The sequence below is a fragment of the Anaerococcus provencensis genome (assembly GCF_000312365.2).
Classification (GTDB): Bacteria; Bacillota; Clostridia; order Tissierellales; family Peptoniphilaceae; genus Anaerococcus; species Anaerococcus provencensis.
The window spans coordinates 153,729-177,920 of sequence record NZ_HG003685.1 but is presented as its reverse complement, the minus strand read 5'-3'; the positions used below and the strand labels follow the sequence as shown (position 1 = coordinate 177,920).

Genomic DNA, 24,192 nt, shown 5'->3' with positions numbered 1-24,192 from the left:
ATTAATTAAAGTCGAAGATTAGGTAGCCTTCACTTAGTGTTTGGTTGTTTTCTTCACCTTCATCACCAAAGTCAGGAGCTACTACTTCTTCAGATGCTCTTAGTCTATCTCTATTTATTGTATAAGTTTCGTAAGAACCGTATTGTATTTCCTCGTTTCCATAACCTACTATAATTTCTTCATTGTCACTTGGCATAAATCCATCAGGCAAGAAGTCAAATGATGGGCTGTTTAGCCAAATGATTTTTGCTATCCTTGCTGGATCAGGGATTTCTGATTGAACATTAAATTCTCTCCAAGAAATTGCTTCACCTTCTCTTAGTGCAAGTACTGCTTCGAATTCTTGTGGGTGTTTTGCTCTTAATTCATTTATATAATCTCTTAAGATGTATACACCTTCTGCTGCTCTAGAATAAGAAACATCTTTTGCTCGTCTAACGTCGTTTGCTTTTCTTAGTTCTTTTTCAAAAGCATTTCTTTCGTCTGTTGTTAGATACTTACTTGTTTTGTTTTTGATATTTCTAGCATCTCTTATTTCTTTATCTATTGTTCCACTTAACCATTTTGGGGAAGCGTAAACATCTCTTTCAAGAAGTGCTGCTTGGCAAGCTGATTTGAGTCTAGCATCAAGTTCTATCAAATCCTTTACTTGGATTTGGCTGTTACCTTTTTTGTAAACGTCGTTAATTTCTTTTGTAAGTGAATTTCTTATAAATTCTCTTTTACCCTTAACGCCAACTTCAGATAAGTCATCTATATAATATTTATTTAATAGTTTTTTTGCTTCTCTAACGTCTTTGTTGAATACCCTTTTTAGGTAGATTGTTGCAAAGTCATCTGCTGTCAAGTCTGGCATTTGTACTAATTCATCCATTACGCTTGAGATTCTTTCGCAAGCTTGTTCTATTTCGTCAATTGAAGCAAATGGGTTAAAGGCAGTTACTAAAGCAATTGCAACTTCTCCAGCTGCTTTACTGTGAGCAGCTTGTACTTTATAAATCAACTCTGTTGAACATCTGTGAATAAAGATACCTGTTAGTCCTAGAAGTTTAATTCTAGGTGCAATAGAATCTAGGTCATAGATTGTGTCTGGATTGTATCTTTGAGCTACTGGTGGTAGGTCAAATCCTCTATCTTCTGCCAAAGTTATCAAATCTTCTTGATAAGCTTGCATTAATGGAACATTTTTAACCTTGTTCTCTTCTAAGACTGTAGCACCTTCTAACATTTCTGATTCTGAAAGTTGTGGCAAAGTGTTTTGATATTCTTCCATTAGTGAAGTTTCGCTTTCACTACTTGCACTTGCAATAGTTGGTGCGCCTACATTTACTAGCATGAGCATTGCTAATACAGATGCAAAAATTTTGTTTTTCATATTATCCTCCCTAATATTTTAACTTATGAAATCAACTTTTCTAATTATTTGGATCAGTAAAATCTGGATATATCATCTCTGTATTTGTCCCATCCATATTAGTAGTTATGGTTTCATCACGCAACGAACTTCTATTTGTAACATAGCTATTATAATCGCCATACTGGGCTTGTTGTGCTCCAAAACCGATTATAATATTAGAGCTTTGTGCTTGCATGCCTTGAGGAATCTTGTCAAATGTTGGAGATACGATCCATTTAATATCTGCAACTTGGTAAGGTTCGATGTAGGAAGATGGTATATAGAGATTGAAGTCTCCAAAGGCATCTTTATTGAAGGTTTCCGGGTATTTTTCTATAAGCTTTAAGTCAAAATCCCATAAATCGTAACAAGCTTCAGCTATGTTCTCATATTTTGGATTTTTCTCAATTTTTCTATCAGTAAGTTTTTTTACAAATCCTTGCCATGAATCATAGTCTTCTTTGCTTATCTGATTTCTATATTGGGCTTTTAATCTATTTTGTGAATTTATTTGTGAGTTTATATTTTCGTTAATCCACTTAGGATTGGCAACTACTTCGCCAGATAAAAGTGCAGATGATGAAGCAGATTTAAGTCTTGCGTCAAGTTCCACTAGTTGGCCAAAGGTAATTTTTTGCCCTACTTGTCTATTTATATCGTTTACTTCATTTCTATAAATATTTTGTATATATTCTTCCTTGCCGCGAAGTCCATAGCTTCCATCTACAAAATATTTATTTTGCGCCTTCCTCGCTTCACCTATGTTCTTATACATTAATCTTTTCACATAAATTGTCGCTTGGTCTCCAGATGTTAGGTCTCTGTAGTCTTTTACCTTTTCAACATTGTTATCAAATTTTTCTATAGCCTTTAAAACATCCTTTCTGCCATTAAATGGATTTATTGCAACCATGACAGCTTCAAAAGATATTTGGGCAGCAACATTGTGAGCTTCTTGAATTTTGTAAATGTATTCAGTTGTCATTTGGTTTATAAATTTACTAACTTTTCTTAGTAGCTGGATACGAACTCCAACTGAACCTATATAGAAAAACTGTTGAGGGTTTTCTGGATTTAATCCTTGAGGTAGGTTTAAATTCCTATCTTCGCACAATTCTATAAGTTCATTTTGTGCCTGGCTCATCAAAGGTATCTGATAGGCTTTGTTTCCTTCAATCCTTGCACCCTGGAGGACAGAACTTTCTTGTCTGATTTCCTCATCACTTAATCTTAGGTCATAGTCCTCATTTATTTGGTAAATATCTTCCACATCTAATGATTCGTTTGCGGATTGTTCAAAACTTTGGGCATATGACTTAGTGCATGAATAAAACGGGACTGAAGTGAATAAAAATGTTGCCAAAGTTACTGTCCCAAAAACTTTAAATTTTTTGCTCATATCTAGCTCCTTTTACTATTTTACAGTAAATTCTATTTCTTCTTCCTTATCCTCATATGATGTCTTCTGGGCCTTTACTTTTAGCTTATAATCCCCTTCTTTTAGGCTAGGTCCATCGTAAGTAATCTTTCCAGTGTAAGAAGTTTTAAAGGTTTTTTCGCTAATCTTTCTATCAGATGTATCAAAAAGGCCAATACTTATTTTGGCATCCTTTAGATTGTAATTTTTCTCATCTTTTAGAAAAACTATGGCTTTAAGCTTTTCATATTTCTTATATGTCTCTTTAACTCCTGTAATATCCATATTGATTGGCTTCTTATTTGGATCTATGAAATCTACTTGGTAACTAGCACTTATCTTATCATTACTTCCATGGGCAGGAGCGACTTCTACTTTGTAAGTTCCAGGACCTGTAGTCTTATTTGCTTTGATAAATACACTAGCATTGCCGCTATAATCAGTAGTTTTTTCTAAGCTACGATCAAAGCCATTTGGTCCTTTGACTCTAATGTTAAACTTATAGTTTTTTAGAACTTTACCTTCTTGATCTTTAAATTCTAATTTCAAATTTGCTCTATCACCTAGATAATACAAATTCTTATCCTGGCTAATATTTACTTTTATGCCGCTTTCTTTTTCTAAAAACTCAAAACTTGTTTCTGCTTTGAAGTCTGGATGAGAAGATGAGTGACCGATTACTTCTACTTTGTATAGCCCAATAGTAGGATCTTTGTCTGGAATATAATTATAAGTTGTGATCCCTAGCTCATTGGTTTTTGCAAAGTCTTTATAAACTTCACCATTTGGATCTGTGATTTTGATATCTAAATCTGTATAGGCGAGGGCTTTTTTGCCAATCTTAGTTGATATTTTTAGCTCTACTTTTTCATTTATTGAGTATTTGCTCTTTGAAGGATTCACAATTATGAGTGGATTATCTGGATTTTCAGAATCTCCAATATTGATGTCGAAAGATTTTAAGTAGTTCTTCAGTATATCACCAGAAATTTTTATGTCAAGTTTATAACTACCATTTTCTTTGATATGATTTGTGGGAATATATAAATTTACATTGCCATTGGAGTCTGTGTAAGTTGATACTTTTTTACCTCCAGCAAAAACTGCTTCTACCAAGGCATCTTTAATATTTTCCTTACTTTTATTTTTTACATTTATGTGAACTTTCAAGTACTCATTTAGCCTTATGCTCTCTGGTATATTGACATCTACTACAAATTCGTCATCTTCTTTGACGTCAACTTTTCTTACTGTGACATTTACATTTTTTGACACTTTAGATCCATCAGTCGCGGAAACTTGGATAGTAGCTGTGCCCTCTCTGATGGCTCTCACTTGACCATTTGTATCCACACTTGCTACATATGGATTTGATGATTTGTACGTAAGTTTCTTATTTGTCGCTTCAATTGGCAAAACTTCTGCTACAATTTTATCTTTTTCTCCAACCTTTAATTCTAAATTTTCCTTATCTAAGTTAATCTCGCTTACTTTTATATCTATAGGATCTGGCCTATCAGGTGGATTGTCATATGATCCTGCTCGTTTTGTAAATGCTTTGAGACAAACATTTGTATTGGTCATTTGGTTTGTAATATCTGACCAATTATAACCATCGTAGGAAATAAATGATTCGTTCCTTCCAGCCCTTGCCCTAGACGAATATCCCCAAATCGGTTTTTCTACAGGTATTGGATAGTTGTAGCCTGTAGTCGTAAACTTAATAATCGGTGCAAAATATGCTCCCTGAGGAATTATTTGTGGGGCAAAAGTAATAGTCGTGTAACCTGCATACTTGATATTGCCACTAGCTACTTTTACTCTATTATTAAAACCACTATTGCCACCAATATTTGTGTTTACATAAACTTCATAATCTACATTGTTTGTTGGAACAAATACTCCCACCTCTGAAATTTGAAGATTTTCTCTAGCTGGTCCAAATATATTGGAAAACCATCCAATCCTACCATTTCCTATATTGCTGGTCATGCCAAGTGGATCATAATACCAAATAGACTTATCTCTTTCTTTATCCTTTAGTTGGAAAATACAATTGCTAGTTCCTATAACTGTGTCGTAGTAAGAAATATAATAATATCCACCCATAGACCCCCAATTGGAACCCCAAGAGTTTTTGGCAAGCCAAGCTCCATCACCAGGTGCACCCCATTTAAAATTTGATGCACTATAATTATCATCCCAACCGATTAGAGTTATGGCGTGGTTGCCCCAGCCATTACCGTAATTATAGTGGCCCATGGTGTAGAAATTTGTAAAAGATTCATCACCATATACAGTAGTGTAAGCTGCACCATATTCCATGATAGCGCGTTTTAAGGTCGCAAGATCATTGGCATTTCTTACATCTGGTATGTACATAGCACTTTGAAGTTCTTTAACAGGTGTAAAATTAATTGGCGAATTAAAATCATAGGGGCTATAAGGTTCGTCTCTTTCAGAAATAGGACCTGACCATCTAGCAAGGTAAGCTGCAGATATTTGACAAGATCCACCATCTTTTGGACCCCAATCGTAGCCATGAGTGTTTCTTAAATTTTTCTCAGAAAAATCGTGATTTTCTCTTGGCAATAAAACCGATTCTGCAGAGCCATATGTTGCAAAAGCCCAGCAGGATCCATTAGGTCCTTGGTTTCTAACTGGTGTAACTCTTCCTTCGTTTCTTAAATCAAAGCTTGCCGGCAGAAAATTTGCCATTTGCCTATCTGGATAAGGATTATCTATTGCATCATAATCTGTATATATTTTTAATGGGTCAGCATTAACACCATCAAGACCACTTTCTTCTGATGCTCTTTGTTTGTTAAAATCCGGGTTAATAGGCGCTTCATTGATGATTAAATCTTCTTCATATGAAGAAAAGTCACCGTCTATTTCATTTACATTTTCTTCTTCCACCGCCATTGAAGTCTTCATGGGAAAAACTAGTAAAATACTTAGCGATAAGAATAGAAGAATTCTCTTTAAATTTTTCATTATATTTCTCCAAGATTTTTATATCCTACTAAATTTATATAAAATATTTTTAGCTTTGTCAAGATAAAGTTTTCACGATTTTCTTAAGCTTGTGAATATTACTATCCTATAATTCATTATTTTTACATATTATCCAAATATTTAATAAAAAATATCAATATATTGTATCTATCGAAATTAAACTTGGAATTATATATTATAAAATATTATATTGGCAATTATTGCTTTAATTTATATATATTAACTGATAAACCTTTATAAATAAATATTTTATAAATTAAGTCTTTGACTAACTTAAACGATATGTTTATCAAAAATTTTAAAAGAATATTTATTCATGTGAAAAAATTAGTATTTTTTTAAAATAGCCAATCGAATAGGGGCTAAAATCTAGCTCCATTCACACCACCGTAGGTGTCTTTAGGCATACAGAGGTTCAATTTAATGTACACCAAAATTTGAAAAATTGATTTCTACAATTCGTTCAAAAAATATCAGAAAGTATAATACTGCAAGCACAATCTCAATTAAAAGCAATCTATAAATACCATGCAGATACAATAGTTGGTAACTGTGACTCTACACTTTTTCTAAGAGTAGAAGAATTGTCGGAAACCTTAGGGAAAAAAACCATGGCCATATATAACACATCAGAAACAAAATCAAATCAGAAATCTTTTGGTCTAAATTACCAAAAAGCTGATAAGGAGCTTATGAGTCAAGATGAAATAACTGTAATTGATGGCGGTAAGTGTATATACCATAAGGGGTAAGACCCTTCTTATCTGATAAGTTTGTCATTACAAAGCATAAGTATTACAAGTTATTGGAAGATTATTTTAAGAAAGGTATAAAATAAAGGTAAAAAGGAATAGTAAAAATATAAAGTTACTGATTTTGATAAATAGTGGTTTTTATATAGTATAATTGTTTCAAAAATAAAATTATGACTACATTCATTTTATTGATATCTTAATATATTTTTGAAAAATTTGATTAAAGATTCAAGAGTTTTTTAAGTTAAAGGCTGAATTATTAATTATAAAATTTGCGAAACACAATTAATGCATTTTAAATGAGGAATATAGTTATGGACAATATGAAAATTATGATCATAGAAGATGATGTTGATTTATCAGAGTTAATAAAGATGTATTTAATGCCTGAAGGATGGGAGATTGAAGTATTTAACACAGGTAAAGATAGCATAAAAGCATTTAAAGAAAATCAATATAATTTAATTATTTTAGATTTAATGCTTCCAGATATTAATGGTTTTGAAATATGCAAAGTAGTTAGAAAAAAATCCACAATACCTATTATTATGTTGACTGCTTTGGAAGATTCAATTTATAGGGTTCAGGGGTTAAATATGGGTGCTGACGACTATGTGATAAAACCATTTGAACCATCTGAATTAGTTGCTAGAGTAAAAGCACAATTAAGAAGGAATTACGAGTTTTTATCTACAGAATCAAAAATAAATATATTTGAAAGAAGTGTAGGTAATTTGAAACTAGATAAGAAAAAGCATAAAGGATACTATAATGATACCGTTATTGATTTAACTCCTAAGGAGTTTGATATTTTATGGCTATTAATGGAAGAGCCTGATAAAGTCTATAATATGGATGAGATTCATTATAAAATATGGGGCGATGATATTTTAGATTCTGAAGTAAATCCTGTTATGGTTCATATAAGGAGAATTCGTAGTAAATTTGAAAAGATAGGGGTAAAGTCAATTATTACAACAGTTTGGGGAGTGGGGTATAAAATCAATGAATAAAAAAAGCTCATATTTTTCACATATAGTACTTTTGGAATCATTGTGGGCTTCTTTAAGTATTGTAATTGTTGTTGTGTTACATAAAATAATTGATATGGTTATTATGTCAAAAATAGATGATGAAAAATCTCTAGATTATATTTATGAGTTATATTTTTCATTTAAATACTATGTTTTTATAATTTTACTGATAATATTGTTAATAGTAGGTAGTTTTTATATTCAAAAAAGAGGATTTGATAAATATAGAGAATATTTTGTATCAGGCTTAGACTACTTGAGTGGCGAAAATTCTGAAATTATTCCTTTTCATGAGTCATTGTCAGATGAACGAATCTCATTTATAAATATTCGTAAGCATTATGATGAAATGGAGAAAGAATATGAATTAGCATTTAGAGAAAAAACGGATTTGTTGACATACCTAGCTCATGACATTAAAACACCTTTATCAAATCTTTTAGGTTATGCATCATTACTAAATGATGAAGAAGAATTAACAAAAGAACAGCAAAAGAAATTTAAAAAGGTTATATATGAAAATGCTAAGTTTTTAAACAGTTTAACAGAAGATTTCTTTTCTTATTTGAAGTTTAATTTAAATGAAATTCCGTTAAATATATCAGAAGTAAATTTAGAGCTTTTCTTTAAACAGTGGGAGGAAGAACGTAAATTAACATTAGATGAGAATTCAATAAGTATTGATTTTATTGGCACTAGTAGAAAAAAATAAAGACAGATCCTGAATTATTATTAAGAGTTATGGACAACTTGCTATCTAATGCAAGGAAATATTCAAAAAGTGGAACATTAATAAACGTTACAGTAAAAAATACAGAAGACACATTAATAATTAAAATGATTAATGAAGTTGAAAAAGGTTTAAATATTGATTTTAAAACAATGCAAATGAAGTTTCGTAGAGGAGATTTATCTAGAAATCGTGTAGTAAATAGTGGATCAGGGTTAGGATTAACAATAGTAAATGATATTGTGAAACATTTAAATGGAAACTTTAATATTTACGAATATGAAAGTAAGGTGTGTGCTGAAGTTATTTTTAAAATTCAATAAAACAAAAAAGCAAGAAAAATGAAAGATTTATTCAAGCTTATTGTTAAGTATTATTTTAGAAGCTATCTTATAATTAATATAAAGATAGCTTTTATTTATTCCTAAATAAATAAATGAATTGTAAATGAAGTTTATATTAAAAATATAAAAGGTAGGCGTTTTATGAAATATGAGAATCCTCAAAGGTATAAAAATGGAGATTGAAAATACTGTAAGATTTACAAGAACATCAATATTTTTGTGATAATAATAGTTATAATATGTAAAGGAGAACTAAATATGAAAAAAGCATTGTCGATTTTGTTAATAACAGGAATGTTTTTTACTGCAACAACGGAGGCTGTATTTGCATCGGGATCTAATTCTAAGTTAGAAACTAGCTTTCCATATGTTGAAGAATTAGGTTATGAAGTAAATTTAGATGTTAAAGAGCAAGAAGAAGAAACAGAATTATCATATATATAAAACTTAGGTTATGAGATTTACTTAAAAGAACATAAAAACACTGTAGTTTTATATGGCTATGATAGTGGATGGAAAGATTTTTTAGGTGGACGATGGAGACATGGTGTGAATAATACAAAGGTATGGTCTAAATTTGATCATGATAGAAAGGTGCATAAGACAGCTGTTAAAGGCGCAGGTGGAAAATTTTCTTATTCGGGTTGGACAGATCCTGGTTTAAGAGCGTCAGCATCTTGGGAAAAAGCTAGTAGTGGAAATGAAGCTTGGGCAAATGTGAAATAATACTTTAATTTAGAGGGTGCTAGCTAATAGATATTTGTGCTAGCACTCTCTAATATTATTGAAGAGGATATGATTTATGAAAAAAATAATAGGTTTTTTAATAACCGTTTTAATTTTTGTTATTAGCTTAGGCATTTTTATAAATAGTGAATCTTCATTTATGAAAATTTTTTATAAGGAGTTCGATACAACAGTTAATATAGTTGCTAATCCTGAAAATATAGAAAAAAATATAATAGATATACAAGAAATTGCTAATAAAAATAATATAAGCCTGATTAAAGAAACATATAAACCGAAAAAAACAAGATATGGAAAACAAAAACTATCACTTTATATTTTCTTGAATGATGGAGACTGGTTTGAAGAAAAATTTAAAGATATAAACATAGTAAAAAATACTGATAGCATAAATAAGTTTAAACAGTTAGAAAACATTAGCATATTGACAACCAAGGAAGTGGATTTGCTTCCCTTTTCCAAAATTGATAAAAGTTATTTTAATGGAGATTATCATATTAAAGGAAGTCAAGAAAATATTCGAAATTTTTTGGAAGACTTGGATACATTTAAATTAGAAGCAAAAGTTGATGAATCTTTTTCTATAGCTAGTGAATACACGCAAAAACAATTCTTTTTATATATAGTCTCCACTTTAATATTAATTACTTCGATAATATTTTGTCTTGTGATTTATAACGGATCACTATCAAAAGAAATAGCTATAATAGATCTTCTCGGATATGACAAAAGAAATTATTGTTTTAATAAAACAATTAGGATGCTACGCTTTCCTATCTTAACTTCATTTATTTTAATAACAGTAATATTATATATCCTTACCGATCCACATAACATAAATGGGTACATGTTTTCATTAAGAAAAATATATGGTTTTATGATTATTACTTTTTTAGTTTTATTTATACTAGAATTTATAATGCTTCTTTTTAAAGCAAATAATGTAAATATTGTATTGTGGTTAAAAGGATATAGAAAAAATTACAATAGAAGCTCTATATTTGTGAAGACTATCTCAGTTTCATTAGTTTTATATCTTATGGTAGTCAGTTTTTTGGGTTTAGTAGACTATTTACATTTAAAGCCATACATTGCAACACGGGAAAGAACAAAAAACTATGCTAATATTGCCTGTTCTTGGCCTTGGTCATATGTAAAAGATGACGAAAAGTTTCAAGAAGCCGTTGTACCGGAATTAAACAATTTGTGGAATGAATTAGAGGATAATGGTGCAATACTATTTGATGCACCAAATGCAGAACAAGAAGGAATACTTTATGATGAAGATTACGTTGATAAACAAGTTTTTCATGGCAAATTTGCCTATATTAATAATAATTTCTTAAAATTAGCTCAGATAATAGATATAAATGGAGAAGCTATTAAGGATTACAAAGCTTGTGATGGCGAATGGATAATTTTTGTTCCAGAAAATATAAATGTATCTGTTAGAGATAAAAAAATTATAAAAGAAGATCACACTAAGAAACTTATAGATAAAAAAAATATCGCTAAAGAAAAATATGTACAAGTAAAAAAAGATCAAAATATCTTTAGTTTTGATAGTCAAAAAAATTAGATGATCCAAATACAAAAAACTATGTGTTGATTATGGTAAATGGAAAAGAATTAGAACCTACAGGATCTATAAAATTACCATCACTTGTAAATGGTAAATTTCATCCTTATATTTCAAATGAATACAATAGATATGATAACTTACAAAGTATTATAGAAAAAACGGAATCTCAGCCATATGTTTTGTATATTACTAGTGTATATGATGAAGCCGTTTCTAAAATTGAGTTATTTAGAATTGAATCCTTTATCTATATGATTGGTTTGTTTTTAGCATTGTTAATACTTGGCGTTTTATTAGAAATTGACAAAGAGTCATATTTATATAATCATGGACAGCGTATTGATGTTTCTAGACTACTAGGATATGAATTTATTATAATTCATAAAAAGAAAATATTACAAAACTTAACAAGTTACGTAGGAAGTATTATTTTATTAATATTAATAGTACTTCTAACAACAAATTTTAGTCAATATGGATTTTTTACACCTCGAGATGGATGGGGGAAAAGTGAGTTATTCATTAGTTTATTAATATCCTTCATTTGTATAATTATGTGTTTTTTAGTAGAGATTAATAAATTAAAAAATATAGATAAAAGTATTGGAACCAGATTGAAGGAAGGGTGTTAAATGGAAAAAAGAAAACTTCAGATTTCATTAAAAAATGTATCAAAAAAATATGGTAGCCACATAATTCTAGAAAATATTAATTTAGATATATATGAAGGGGATTTTATTTGTATATTCGGGAAAAGTGGAGGGGGTAAAACTACATTACTAAATATAATGGGAACCCTTGATAATTATGATACAGGAAAACTAATTTGTTTTTCCAAAGAAGATCCAATTAAGAACCAAAAAACAAGTGAATTGTTAAGAAGGTTAAAAATAGCTTACTTGTTTCAAAATTTTGCATTAGTTGAAAAAATGACTGTTGAAGAGAATATGATGCTTGCAGTTAAATATAATAAGGAGAGAGATAAAAAAAAACTTATAGAAAATTCATTAAGTAGAATGGGGATATTAGATAAATTGAACTCGAAAGTATATGAATTATCTGGGGGAGAACAACAAAGAGTTGCTCTTGCTAGAAATATGGTAAAACCATTTGATATTATGTTAGCAGATGAGCCGACAGGCTCATTAGATAATGAAAATAAAAAAATAGTAATCAATACATTAATTGAAATTAATAATAAAGGTAAAACTATAGTTGTTGTAAGTCATGACAAAGATTTTGAGAAAATTGCACATCAATCTTATATTATTGATAAGGGGAAATTAAGGGAGAGCAACTAATATGAAGAAAAAAGCTTTATTTATATGGATTATTGTACTAGCAGTTGTTGGAATTATTATATATTGTATAAAAAATAATAATGAAGAGACTTCACTTACATTAAAAAATGAAACATCTGAAGAATTTGAATCTGTAGGTATTTTACAAGTAGATAAAACTATTTTAAATAAAACAAATGAAGCAATATATCATTTTCCTAATTCTATAACTGGAAATTTAGATAGAATTTGCGTAATTGCAATAAGAAAAGATGGCGAAATATTAAAATCAAATGTAATATCCATTAAAGATGATGAAAATCTATCAATAAAAAGTATAGAAAAAGACCGATTAAAATTAAATTTTGAAGGAAAAGATGAAGAAATAAATGATATCAGTGTACCAAGTCTAAAAAATTGGAAAGTAAAAGTTGATGGGGATAATATAATAGGAACATTTAAAGCAGATAGCAATGTTAATTATAAAATATATGTTCTTGGCAAGGGAGAAAAATTAGGTGTTTCCGATGTTGATAGCAAGAATAACGAAGTTGTTGCAAGTTGGGAAAAACCTAAATATTCCCTAGATAGTTGGATAGAATTAACAAAATAAATTGTAAAATAAAAACAAGTCCATTATATTGTGTAAATTCACCTAATACAATAATTACTGTTACATTAGATCCTAATATATAGTTTTGATGATTTAGACCATCGACAAAGTAGATAAGAAAGTAACAATCTTATCTACTTTTTTTTGTCTTTAAATGGCTAAATATCAATGTATTAAGGCATAATACTAAACACTCATTAAATCTATACACATAACCAATCCCTAGCTATTATCTATAGTTTCGTATTAATTATTAGAATTTTTTTGATAGGTACCTTACTAAGACCATCGCACATCCAATAATAGCAATAGTATATAGACAATATCCTAAGCTTAGAGAAATAGTTGTCCATACGCTAGTAGACATGTCGTGTTCCAAAACTTGACCTTTTCTGAAAAATAAAATCTTTATTATAATTTCTATAATAACACCTATTTTAACCTTGTCGTATTTATTATTTAGCAAGGAATTTAATATGTATATTCCAAAAATAAGTGTTAAATATGCGCCTAGCGCACTAACCCCGAAAGCAGGAACTTTAACATTGGTACCCATTAGTTTATTTTCTTTAAATACCATAAAAACGGAAATTATAAGAACAAAAGAAAATATATAAAGAGCTTTTTTACTCTTAGAAGAATTTTTACAGTCATCTATAATATTTTTTACTTTTATTTTCAAATCACCTTTGCTAATTAGGTTATCACTATTAAAATCAAGTTTAAATACATACTTTAATATTGCATATAAAATTATTCCTATAAGTAAAATAATATTAGACTTTTGTAGATATTTTGCTCCAATACCTAGATGCTCAAGATGAGAAAATAGCATCCACCTAGTACCTGTGTACGCTTTAAAACATTTTTTTGTAAAGGTTAGATTAATTGCCGAAAAAATTAAAAGAAATATATCATTACCAGATAATAGAGAATAGACAATGGCAAAAGAAGATAAAAGTATAATCACCGACCAATTTCCTTGAACTGTGTAGGAATTAGCTATAGCTTTTATAGATGTAAGTATTCCTTCTCTTACATAAAATGGCAGGGCCAAGGCTATATTTTCTAAAATAATAGCTAAAATAATCAAAATTTGAGCAATGGATAATGCTTTGTTTTTAGAAACATATTTACTAATTGTATTCATATCATAAACTCCTAAACTATATATTCTTCAATCATTATAATGTGAAAAATAATTTAAGCAATATATAATATAAAAACTTATAAAATTTTTGGATAATATCAGTAAATCATAAAAAGATCATTTGATCTTAAACTGGTGCAATGTTTTAATAACAAACAAAACCAGGATAAATCAAATGACCCAATTTTTCTTTTAAATAAATCAAAATAACACTCTAAAGCTATTTTTGATAGGCTCATAGTTCTTAATTATTTTTTTATTTAACTTAGTAATTTTTAGAATCCACTATATTAACCTGACAAGATTTCATAGCATCAAGGGCTATCTTATGGTTTCTTTCGCTTGTTGCCTTGCATAGATCTTCTATTACTGTAACTTCTGTATTTAAAAGTGCATTTTTTATCATGATAGCATTGGATAAAACACAAATATCTGTGCAGATTCCTACCATATAAATATTTTCAACTTTTTCTTTTTCATTTAATTTTTTTAGATACTCTACCAGTTCATAGGATCCAAATGAAGGTTTATTAATGATTTTTTTATCCTTTGTATCAATCCTAATTTCCCACCCATTTGTATTTTTTATGCAATGTGTTAGCGGTAGGTGTCTTCCTTCAAGGCTTTGCAAATAATTATCATCATGAGTATCTCTAGTAAAAATTACTTCTCCTTCAAATTCTTCTACTAATTTTTCTATAGGCTTTACTATTTCATCATTACCAGCATTGCCAAGAGTCCCATCTATAAAATCATTTTGCAAATCTATCACTAATAATACATCCATACCCTCCCCCTCTTTCATTACACGGATATTATCTAAAAACATATTATATAATTATTATAAGTTGAAAAATATTTTAATCAATAAGTAATGTAAGACCCTTAAGATCTTGCATAGTATAAAATATTATACTATATGAATTTACACAATAATATGAAACCCAATAGTATTAATAAAAATATTATAGCATTTAAAATCAATCAGGATCATTCTATATAACTACATTCTTTAAATTTAATTGCTTATGAACACTAATAGCAAAAGGAATCGTAATTATTGTTGTCAATGCATCCGATATTGCTTGAGCATATATCACACCATCTAATCCCATCATTTTGGGTAATAGTAAAATAACTGGTATAAATACAATGCCTTGTCTTAGGGAATTTAAAAAAGCTCCAGCCAATGCTTTACCTATTGCTAAATATAATGTTGCGTAGGTAAATTGAAATCCAAATGTTATAAACATTATTACCCCAGCTTTTAAAGCTGAAATTGCTATCCTCAGTACATCCTTATCTTTCCCAAATATTGATAATATACTTGGTGCAAATAAATATATAATAACTGTCCAAACTATACAAAATAGAGTCGTCCATTTTATGCTCGATTTTATAGCTTCTTGTACTCTTTCATAATTTTTAGCTCCGTAATTAAAACCTGCTATAGGTTGTAATCCTTTCATATATCCTACTACTACATTTGTACCAAGAGTTACTATTCTAAGAACTATTCCCATTGCTGCTATTGCTTCCTCTCCATAAAAAGAAGCAGCATAAGATATTTTACTTATTGCTATGGTTTGCAAAATCTGAAGTATTAATAGAGATATTCCTATTTTTAGTATTTCTTTATAAATTGCAACTGTAGGTTTGAAGTTCTGTATTTTAATTTTAATTAAATTTTTATCTCCAATAAAGTAAATAAAATACATTAAACTAGTTATAACTCTAGCTATTAGTGTTGCAATTGCAGCACCTTTCACTCCCAAATTTAATTTAAAGATGAATATTGGATCTAAAATTATATTTGATAAAGATCCTACAATCATTGCTTTCAAGGAGATTTTAGCTGCTCCCTGTGAAACTGCTAAATTCCCTAGAGTAACATTCACAGCTCCTAAAACTCCACCTATTATAAACAGACTAGTATATGTTTTAGCAAGTTCCATAATAACTGGAGTCGCTCCCATAAACTTCATCACACTATCTAAAGAGTAAAATAACACAATTGCTAGTATTATCGCCATAATAGCGCTAGAAAATAAAGAAACTGTAGCTACAATATTTGCTTCTTTGTTATTTTTCGCTCCTAATAATCGTGAAATATAAGAGCCTGCTCCTGCTCCAAATGTTAATCCTATTCCTAAAAAGATAAGTTGAATTGGAAATGCAACTGAAACGGCAGCTACAGCTTCTTTCCCAAGTCCAGAAACAAAATAAGTATCTACAACATTGTATAACGCAGCTACCAATAAGCTGATAACCATAGGAATCCCAAGCTTAAAGAGTGCTTTATCAATATTTTCTTCTTTCAATATTTTTATTCTATTTTCATTCATTTTATTATTCTCCATTTCTCAATATATAACTTCCGCAGTTTATGCAAAAAAAAGGCATAAATACAATCCAATATCTGCCCTTTGCTTTAAAATATAACAAAAGGCTACAGACAAAACATTGCCAGTAGCCTTTTACATTTTAATTATATATCGAGAAATGCACACCAAAATAAAGCCATATAAATGACCTAATTTTTGTATTTCCCAATGAAATCTTAAATGCAATCTATTTGCTATACTCTGTACAATGTTTCATCAGTTTTATCTGTTTTGTTTGTACAGAGTTAAGCTTGTTCTTAGGATGATTTATTAATAAAATCTTCATAAATATACCTCTTACAACTTATTATATTCGCTTTAGATAAACATTTCAAAGTATAAAATATTATACTATATGAATTTACACAATAATATGAACTTGAATAATTAGTAACTTTCATTATATTTTTTAAGCATTTATAATTGATATAGCTAGTCATAAAAGTAATATCATTTGACCTAATTGCTATTTAAACTCTTTGCTATCTAATATTTTATCAAATTTGTTTATCATTATTTCATCTGTATTATGACTAACATATATTACGCCTACATCTTTAAAATTGAGTATTATTTCTTCTATTGCTCTTCTGTTTACTTTATCAAGTTGAGATGTAGACTCATCAATCAGGATAAAATCAACATTTTTAACTAAAGAACGAGCTAATGCAATTCTTTGTTTTTCACCTCCAGAAATATTATGGCCATTTGAAGTTAACATTGTATCTAATCCTTTCGGTTGCCTTTTAATAAATTCTGTGAGCTGAGACTTATTAATAATATCCAACAGTTTCTCTCCTTGAATATCTTCTCCTAATAAAATATTTTCTTTAATCGTACCATTTAATAAATAAGTAGATTGACATAGTATAAAATATTATGTGTAAAATAGAAAAAAAGAACTCAAACTTGTAAAGTTTTGTTAAAAAAAGAAAAACATAAACCAACAAGGAGTTCTCTTATGAATAATTTTAACACAGAATTAATACAAATACTAGCCCAAGGATTAGATATTAATGAATTTTTTAGGCACCAGTTAGAAATAGCTATTAATGATCTATTAAAATCAGAACTAACAGTATTTTTAAACTATGAAAAATGGGAATATAAAGGCTATGGCTCTGGTAATTCAAGAAACGGATATTATCACAGAAACTTAAAGACTAGATTTGGAGAACTTGAGCTTCAAATACCAAGAGATAGAGCGGGTGAATTTAAACAAGAAACTGTAAAAGCATATGCTAGAAACACAGATAATCTTGAGAATATGGTCATCACTCTATACAAGAAAGGTATAACTACAAGAGAAATAGCAGACCTATTAGAAAAAATGTATGGAAATAATTATTCTCCAACTACCATATCAAATATATCAAAAGTAATGAAAAATGAAATAGAATCCTACCACAATCGCAAAATCAAAAAAGACTTTGTAGTTTTGTATTGTGACGCTACATACTTACCAGTAAGAAGGGATTCAGTAGCAAAAGAAGCCCTACATGTAATAATCGGTATAGATCCAAACGGAAACAAAGAAGTATTAGACTATTCATTATTTCCTGAAGAATCAGCAAATAACTACAAAGAAATGTTAGTAGAATTAAAGAGCAGAGGATTAGAAAATGTATTACTCTTTGTAAGTGATGGACTAGTAGGTTTAAAAGAGGCGGTAACAGATATATTTCCAAAATCAAAACACCAAACCTGCTGGACACACCTAATGAGAAACATAGAAAATAAAGTAAGAGCAAAAGATAAACTAGAAGTATCAAAAGATGCAAAACAAATCTATAGCGCAGAGGACATAGAAACAGCAGAAAAAAGATTAGAAGAATTCTTAACAAAATGGTCAGGTAGGTATCCAAAACTAAAAAAACTGCTAGAAGGAAAAGATAACCTATTCACATTCATGCTCTTTCCCAAGGAAATAAGGAGAAGCTTATACACCAACAACATATGTGAAAATTTCAACAAAGATACAAAAAGAAAATTAAAACAAAAAGTACAATTTCCAAATGAAGAAAGCCTAGACAAAGGAGTCTATAGAATAGTATCAGAATATAGTAACAAGTTTTCAGAAAGAACACACCTAGGCTTTGGATTAGTAAAATATGAATTGGAAAAGATGATAGAGAAAGTGAGCGATTCCACAGATACAACCAAATCTAAGATTTGATTGTATCTGTGGAATGAGTAATAAAATCTAAAAAACTTATAAGTTTGGGTTTACACAAAAAATTTGACAATACCCTCTATCAGGGTTTTAGAAATGAAGTATTTAAAACTCTTAATGATGTAGTAAAAAGTATCACTCATAGGGATTGGCCATGTGTGTAGATTTAATGAGTGTTTAGTATTGCTTATATATACACACTATATTCAAATTATTTATCCAATGCTCCTTGCATAGTCATGTTATATCTAGCTTCAAAATATGATTTTAGATCTTTTATCTCACTTTTTGTTTTTTCTGCCGCCTTATCATATCTTCCCGCTTCTTTTACTGATTCTGTAACGTCATCGTGGTCCTTATTCTCGATTTTTTCTAATTCGCAAGTGTCTAAATCTCCTGTATAGTAAAATCCTTCTCCCATTGCCGAAACATATTTGTATTTTTCATAAGTATTATTTTCTATGTCAAACTTATAATAATCAGATCCAACTTCACCATTCTCATCAGCCGGATATATTTCTACTGTTTTTGAATCTTTATCTAAGATAGTCTTTAAGGCTGGGGCATCTAATTTGTCTGCTTCTTTGTCTAAGCTAACTAATTTTCCATCTTCTTGCTCAAATAAGTCGTCATCTTTTTCATTTTTTGTTTGAGCTTCAGACTGATTAGTTTCAATTGAAGCTTCTGATTCTTTATTTTGATCTTCGCTTTGTCCACAGCTAGTTAGAGTTATTGCTACAAGAAATGCTAAAGTTAAATATATTTTTTTCATTTTTTCCTCTTTTCTTTATTTCTTTCTTTATTTAAATCCAATTGGATAGAATACAGCTTGACTAAGTCTACTATCATTAATTGCTATTGAATTGACTCCAAAGGCATCGTCTAATATTTTTGAATTTATTATTTCATCTGGATGCCCTTGATTTAAAATTTTTTTGTTCTTCAACACAACTACTTCGTCAGAATATTTTAGTGCCTGATTTAAATCATGCAAGACCATTACTATTGTAATGTTTTCTTCTTTATTTAATCTTTTGATTAGTTCTAGGATTTTTATTTGATGTGCTATATCCAAATAAGTAGTTGGTTCGTCTAACATCAAAATTTGTGGTCTTTGTGTTAAAGCCATAGCTATCCACACCCTTTGTTTTTCTCCACCAGATAGTTCATTTAGTTTTCTGTCTTTATACTTAGTTAATCCTGTTTTATTTAGAGCCCATTCTATTATTTTTTCATCTTCTTTAGTAATACCTTCAAATAACTTTTTATAGGGATTTCTTCCGTAAGAAATTAGTTTTGAAACTTTAAAATCTATATTCTGATTGTTTGTCTGATTTAATATAGCTATTTGAGTTGAGATCTCTCTCTCATTTAAATTGTTAATATTTTCCCCATTAAGCATTATCTGTCCTTTAGAAGCTTTCAAATCACCATGTAATAGTTTTAGTAAAGTTGTCTTACCAGAACCATTTGCTCCGACTAGAGAATATATCTTACCTTTCTCAAATTCTATATTAATATTAACTAATACATCTTTTTCACTATATGCCTTATATAAACTTTTAGCTTCAAGAATTTTCATAATGTTTTCCTCAATAAAAAGATAAAAAATGGAGCGCCTAGAGCAGCCATGATAATACCCACTGGTATTTCAAACGGACTCATTACAGTTCTGGCAAATATATCCGAAAAAGATACTAATGCACCCCCTAAAAATATAGAAGTTGGTATCATATATCTATAATCATTGCCAATTATCATTCTTACAGTGTGGGGCACTATTAAACCTACAAATCCCAATAATCCAACAACGCTAACTGAACTGGCAGCTAATAAAGCCGCTAAAGCTGTAAAAATTAACCTATATCTTTCAACTTTAAGCCCTATCCCACGAGCTACTTCATCCCCTAAAGTAAGTATGTTTAATTTTTCAGAAAGTATAATAGAAACAATTATGCCAAATATAGAGTATGGCAAAATCATTTTTAATTCTGGCCAGGAAACTTTGCTAAATGATCCATTCATAAATGAAAGTGTCCCCTGAACCCTATCTGAAAAAAATATCATAAGAGCAGATATTCCAGCTCCAAAAAGTGAAGACACCGCAACGCCAGCTAGAATTATACGCTTGGGATCTATTCCCCCATTCCACGCTAGGGAGTATATTATTATAGCTGCAAGCATCGCACCAATAAAAGCTCCTAAGGGTACATATGGCTGTAAAGCTGGAAATAAAATTAACATTCCTATACCAAAAAATCCAGCACCACTAGAAATACCGATTATACTAGGATCAGCAAGTGGATTATTCATTATAGCCTGTAAAATTGCTCCAGATAAAGATAAATTTGCTCCTACTAAAAAACATAGAATCATTCTTGGAAGTCTAATATTAAATATAATCTGTCTTTCAGGAATATTATTATGAAAAGACTGAATTATTTTAGAAAATGGTACTTTGATTGTGCCTACAGCGTTTCCTAGAAAAAATGCAAAAATGCAAAGAATTGCCAATACTATAATAAAAGTAACTTTAAAGCCTGTTCCATCTCTAATTTTTACATTATTATTCATCAAAGTCTTCCAACTTTCCATAAATTTCAGGATATACTGCACGAGCTAAATATTCGATTGCCTTATCATAGTATGGGCCTGCATTATATAAAAAATATTGTTGTGGAAGATAAACCACATTTCCTTCTTCTATTGCTTTTACACCTTTCCAAACTGGATTAGTTTTAAACTCATTTTCTGCAATTTTTTTAGCTTCGTCATTATCAGAGACCATACTAGTTACCAAAATCATATCTGGTTGATTTTCGTGAATGTACTCAACATCTAAATAAGCATTTTCTGATCCTATATTATCGGCTTTAGAATTTTCTAATATATTTTTTATTCCCAGGCTAGTAGCTATATCTCCGGCAATTGATTTATTCAATTTTACTCCTATACTATTTGAAGTAACATATAGGATTACTACAGATTTAGCCTTATCAGGAGCCTTAGCTATAAGTTCTTCTCTGCGCCTCTTAAGCCTTTCTATTTCTTGATCAGCCTTCTGCTTATTGTTTAATAAGGTTCCAAAAGCTTCATAAGTATTAATTACATCATCAAAAGTTTTTATTTTAGTAGTTATAACAGAAAATCCCATATCCCTCAATTTTTCAGCTAAATCACCTTGCATTTCTGCCTGGGCTATAACTAAATCTGGTTTTTTTTCTACGACAGCTTCCATATTTAATGAATAAACGGGCCCAGCATCTGGAATCTTTTTTATTTCTTCCTCATATTGTGGTTCTAATTTTACATTATCCGAAATCTTAGCAGTTATAACTGGTCGACCACCTAAATTGTACCAAATACTAAGAGGTGTTCCTGACAAAACTGCTGACGATTTAAAATATTTAGGTATTTTTGTTTCAAAACCTTGATAGTCATTTATTACAAAATTATCTTTATCTTCACAAACTGTAAGTTTATATAGATTGTCTTTCGATTGTTTTTTTTCTTCATTAGAAGATTCTGTAGTACTTGATTTGTCGCTAGTTGAATCAGCTTTATTTTGTGTTTCATCTTTTTTGCCACAAGCAGTAAATAAAAATGATAAAGCTAGAATTAAAATCATTGATTTTTTATATCTCAATTTTTTCTCCTTTATAATAATCAATTAACAAATCAAAAAATTCATGATAAATATTGTTACCAAAAAAAATCCCATCAGTGGTTAGTATATAATCTTTTCCATTATCAACAATAAGTTTATAAGAAACAAGACGATCAATAAAATCATCTATAGCTGGATATTTATTTAGATATTTCTTAGATAATTTACCTAACTGAATTCTACCTGCGTCTTTTTCAATTTTAGAAAGGCTCTTAGAATAACAATTCAACTCAACATTATAAAAGTCATCTAGAAAATCAGAATAACTCTCCAAGTCTATTGGATTCATAAGCTTTGTATTATTCAAATTCCCTCCTGCTCCTGGACCAATTGGAAACATAGTCTTATTTTCGTAACTATTTATAATATATTGATATTTATCTCTATTATCTTTTACCATCTTAGTAAGTTCGAAAAATTCATATCCTAGAGATTTTGCAAAAGAGCTTAACTCATAGAAATACCTATATTCTTCTTCTAATGAAAATTGTTCCTTACAAGGCTTTCCCATCATTGGTGTAATTAAGGAATATAGGGAAAATCCTCCAATATTTAATTCATTTAAAATACTAATGTCCTCAAGTGAATTTTCTATAGTACTATCAGGATAACAGTAAATCAAATCTGTATTAATATTTTTTAATCCAGTTGACTTAAATTCTTTAAGTTTTTCTATTGCAAAATCCCCATTTTCTATGCGTTTAAAGTATTTGCGACCTTTATCATTAAAAGTCTGAATACCTACACTAATACGATTTACTCCCATTTTTATTAGAAAATCTAACTTCTCTTTAGATAAATTAGAAAGAGAAGTTTCTATAGAGATTTCAGCACCATCACTAATTTTAAAATTTTTATAAATTGCTTCAAAAATCCTGTTAAACTGAGATTCATTTAAAGTAGTTGGAGTTCCACCGCCAAAATAAATTGAATTTATTTCTTGAGAGTTTACTAGTTCAGAATCCTTGTATAATTCAATATTTTTTACTAATAAATCTACAAATTTTTCGTCTGGTCTTCCTAAACCTCTAGACATATTGCAAAATGAACAAATCTTAGAACAGAATGGAATATGAACATATATAGTATTTAAATTTGTGCTACAAGGTTGATCTAAAACTTCTCTTAATTTTTTACAATTTTCTGAAAAGTAAGATATATCATGGCGCCCATGATGACTTTTACTTCTAGTATTATATATCTTAAATACGTCCTCCATTATCTATCACCAAAATCTTTAAAAACTTCTCGTGCCATCTTTAGATCATTTTCGTCTGGGTGTGATTTTGCATCTAGATGTCGTTTCCTGCGCTCTTCATTCATAGCATGTGGATGATCTGCAGGAAGATTCTCAAACATTAACGTTAACTCTGGATCTATCTTCCCTTGGCATTTAAAAGTTTTTAAAACCTCATTATTATTTTTGTTAAATAATATAATGCTTTTTTCTTCAGCTTTTTTTGCATGATCACTGTCCGAATACGCACCAAGCGTAAAAAATATACCAACTTTTTTATTATGTATTTTCTCAATAATATCCATAGCATTCTTATCAGGCATACCCTTATCTATCCAGTATCCCATTATAATATGTGATGATTCATTAATTATTTTTTCATTTACTAGATTAGTAGGTAAAATTGTAGCATATGGATTTACCTCTTTAATAGCTTCTGCAACTTTTTTAGTATTTCCAGTTTTAGAAGAATATATAATTAAAACTTCATTCATAAAAAACCTCCTCGTATATTATAGTTGTAGTAATAAATACTACATTTTGTTCTCAATCCCACTTTCTTATGGGATAATAATTGTATAGATAGAGGTCGTAGCTTTTCTCCTTGAAGCTAGTCTTCCTAAATAAGGGTTACGCCTCTTCTTTACGTCTATATCAGTATGAGC

Annotated in this window: 23 protein-coding genes and 1 pseudogene; 11 read left to right on the top strand and 13 right to left on the bottom strand. The window is 29.5% G+C overall.

What is annotated here, in order from left to right; translation table 11 throughout:
- Position 1: 1 nt before the first annotated feature.
- Genes BN38_RS01165 through BN38_RS01155 form a run of 3 tightly spaced genes read right to left on the bottom strand, consistent with a single transcriptional unit; the run spans position 2 to position 5,810 of the window.
- Positions 2-1,375 carry a CAMP factor family pore-forming toxin gene (locus tag BN38_RS01165; RefSeq protein WP_044565080.1) on the bottom strand — a complete coding sequence of 458 codons (1,374 nt, stop codon included), beginning with the start codon at positions 1,373-1,375 and terminating at the stop codon, positions 2-4.
- A gap of 40 nt (positions 1,376-1,415) precedes the next feature.
- On the bottom strand, positions 1,416-2,795 hold the full coding sequence (locus tag BN38_RS01160; RefSeq protein WP_044565079.1) for a CAMP factor family pore-forming toxin: 1,380 nt from the start codon (positions 2,793-2,795) through the stop codon (positions 1,416-1,418).
- Positions 2,796-2,810: 15 nt separating this feature from the next.
- A complete protein-coding gene (locus BN38_RS01155) occupies positions 2,811-5,810 on the bottom strand; it encodes a C1 family peptidase (protein ID WP_049944413.1) in 3,000 nt (999 codons plus the stop codon).
- A 451-nt stretch (positions 5,811-6,261) separates the two neighbouring features.
- Between BN38_RS01155 and BN38_RS01150 the strand changes: the two are divergent.
- The 10 genes and pseudogenes from BN38_RS01150 to BN38_RS01120 form a co-directional block, all read left to right on the top strand.
- Positions 6,262-6,663 (top strand): annotated as a pseudogene (locus BN38_RS01150) (TraM recognition domain-containing protein); the annotation flags it as partial.
- Positions 6,664-6,900: 237 nt separating this feature from the next.
- Positions 6,901-7,599 (top strand): response regulator transcription factor, encoded by a 699-nt coding sequence (locus BN38_RS01145; RefSeq protein ID WP_230197701.1) that lies wholly within the window; start codon positions 6,901-6,903, stop codon positions 7,597-7,599.
- Positions 7,592-8,332, top strand: a complete 741-nt coding sequence (locus tag BN38_RS01140; protein ID WP_230197700.1) for a sensor histidine kinase — start codon at positions 7,592-7,594, stop codon at positions 8,330-8,332. Before BN38_RS01145 ends, BN38_RS01140 begins: the two co-directional genes overlap by 8 nt.
- A gap of 29 nt (positions 8,333-8,361) precedes the next feature.
- The gene (locus tag BN38_RS11250; RefSeq protein WP_230197699.1) at positions 8,362-8,673 is read left to right on the top strand and encodes an ATP-binding protein; all 312 of its coding nucleotides are present in this window, start codon (positions 8,362-8,364) and stop codon (positions 8,671-8,673) included.
- Between the two features lie 279 nt (positions 8,674-8,952).
- Positions 8,953-9,138 carry a hypothetical protein gene (locus BN38_RS11245; protein WP_230197698.1) on the top strand — a complete coding sequence of 62 codons (186 nt, stop codon included), beginning with the start codon at positions 8,953-8,955 and terminating at the stop codon, positions 9,136-9,138.
- A gap of 15 nt (positions 9,139-9,153) precedes the next feature.
- Positions 9,154-9,420 carry a lactococcin 972 family bacteriocin gene (locus BN38_RS11240; protein ID WP_268257884.1) on the top strand — a complete coding sequence of 89 codons (267 nt, stop codon included), beginning with the start codon at positions 9,154-9,156 and terminating at the stop codon, positions 9,418-9,420.
- Between the two features lie 76 nt (positions 9,421-9,496).
- Complete coding sequence (locus BN38_RS01130) at positions 9,497-11,020, top strand: hypothetical protein (RefSeq protein WP_049944412.1); 1,524 nt, start codon at positions 9,497-9,499, stop codon at positions 11,018-11,020.
- Between the two features lie 32 nt (positions 11,021-11,052).
- Positions 11,053-11,655, top strand: coding sequence for a hypothetical protein (locus BN38_RS10705; RefSeq protein ID WP_049944411.1), 603 nt, complete (start codon positions 11,053-11,055; stop codon positions 11,653-11,655).
- On the top strand, positions 11,656-12,324 hold the full coding sequence (locus BN38_RS01125) for an ATP-binding cassette domain-containing protein (protein ID WP_044565078.1): 669 nt from the start codon (positions 11,656-11,658) through the stop codon (positions 12,322-12,324).
- A 1-nt stretch (position 12,325) separates the two neighbouring features.
- Positions 12,326-12,916, top strand: coding sequence for a hypothetical protein (locus BN38_RS01120; protein ID WP_044565077.1), 591 nt, complete (start codon positions 12,326-12,328; stop codon positions 12,914-12,916).
- Between the two features lie 253 nt (positions 12,917-13,169).
- On the opposite strand, the gene BN38_RS01115 is transcribed toward BN38_RS01120, so the two are convergent.
- From BN38_RS01115 to BN38_RS01100, 4 genes are all read right to left on the bottom strand, one after another.
- Positions 13,170-14,066, bottom strand: coding sequence for a hypothetical protein (locus BN38_RS01115; RefSeq protein ID WP_044565076.1), 897 nt, complete (start codon positions 14,064-14,066; stop codon positions 13,170-13,172).
- 265 nt (positions 14,067-14,331) lie between these two features.
- Positions 14,332-14,853: a cysteine hydrolase family protein gene (locus BN38_RS01110; protein ID WP_044565075.1), complete on the bottom strand. Its 522-nt coding sequence runs from the start codon at positions 14,851-14,853 to the stop codon at positions 14,332-14,334.
- 208 nt (positions 14,854-15,061) lie between these two features.
- The gene (locus BN38_RS01105; protein WP_044565074.1) at positions 15,062-16,411 is read right to left on the bottom strand and encodes an MATE family efflux transporter; all 1,350 of its coding nucleotides are present in this window, start codon (positions 16,409-16,411) and stop codon (positions 15,062-15,064) included.
- Between the two features lie 505 nt (positions 16,412-16,916).
- A complete protein-coding gene (locus BN38_RS01100; RefSeq protein WP_268257883.1) occupies positions 16,917-17,285 on the bottom strand; it encodes an ATP-binding cassette domain-containing protein in 369 nt (122 codons plus the stop codon).
- Between the two features lie 126 nt (positions 17,286-17,411).
- Here BN38_RS01100 and BN38_RS01095 point away from each other — a divergent pair, with 126 nt between their 5' ends.
- Complete coding sequence (locus BN38_RS01095) at positions 17,412-18,626, top strand: IS256 family transposase (protein ID WP_044565071.1); 1,215 nt, start codon at positions 17,412-17,414, stop codon at positions 18,624-18,626.
- 208 nt (positions 18,627-18,834) lie between these two features.
- Here BN38_RS01095 and BN38_RS10700 read toward each other — a convergent pair whose 3' ends face one another.
- Genes BN38_RS10700 through BN38_RS01065 form a run of 6 tightly spaced genes read right to left on the bottom strand, consistent with a single transcriptional unit; the run spans position 18,835 to position 24,021 of the window.
- Positions 18,835-19,395, bottom strand: a complete 561-nt coding sequence (locus tag BN38_RS10700; RefSeq protein ID WP_049944410.1) for a hypothetical protein — start codon at positions 19,393-19,395, stop codon at positions 18,835-18,837.
- Positions 19,396-19,422: 27 nt separating this feature from the next.
- The gene (locus tag BN38_RS01085) at positions 19,423-20,205 is read right to left on the bottom strand and encodes an ABC transporter ATP-binding protein (protein ID WP_044565070.1); all 783 of its coding nucleotides are present in this window, start codon (positions 20,203-20,205) and stop codon (positions 19,423-19,425) included.
- Positions 20,202-21,197, bottom strand: coding sequence for a FecCD family ABC transporter permease (locus BN38_RS01080; protein ID WP_044565068.1), 996 nt, complete (start codon positions 21,195-21,197; stop codon positions 20,202-20,204). The genes BN38_RS01085 and BN38_RS01080 overlap by 4 nt, the downstream gene beginning before the upstream one ends.
- Entirely contained in the window at positions 21,190-22,269 is a 1,080-nt protein-coding gene (locus BN38_RS01075; protein ID WP_049944409.1) for an ABC transporter substrate-binding protein, read from the bottom strand. The genes BN38_RS01080 and BN38_RS01075 overlap by 8 nt, the downstream gene beginning before the upstream one ends.
- Complete coding sequence (locus BN38_RS01070; protein ID WP_044565067.1) at positions 22,259-23,509, bottom strand: coproporphyrinogen-III oxidase family protein; 1,251 nt, start codon at positions 23,507-23,509, stop codon at positions 22,259-22,261. The genes BN38_RS01075 and BN38_RS01070 overlap by 11 nt, the downstream gene beginning before the upstream one ends.
- On the bottom strand, positions 23,509-24,021 hold the full coding sequence (locus BN38_RS01065) for a flavodoxin family protein (protein WP_044565066.1): 513 nt from the start codon (positions 24,019-24,021) through the stop codon (positions 23,509-23,511). Before BN38_RS01065 ends, BN38_RS01070 begins: the two co-directional genes overlap by 1 nt.
- Between the last annotated feature and the right edge of the window lie 171 nt (positions 24,022-24,192).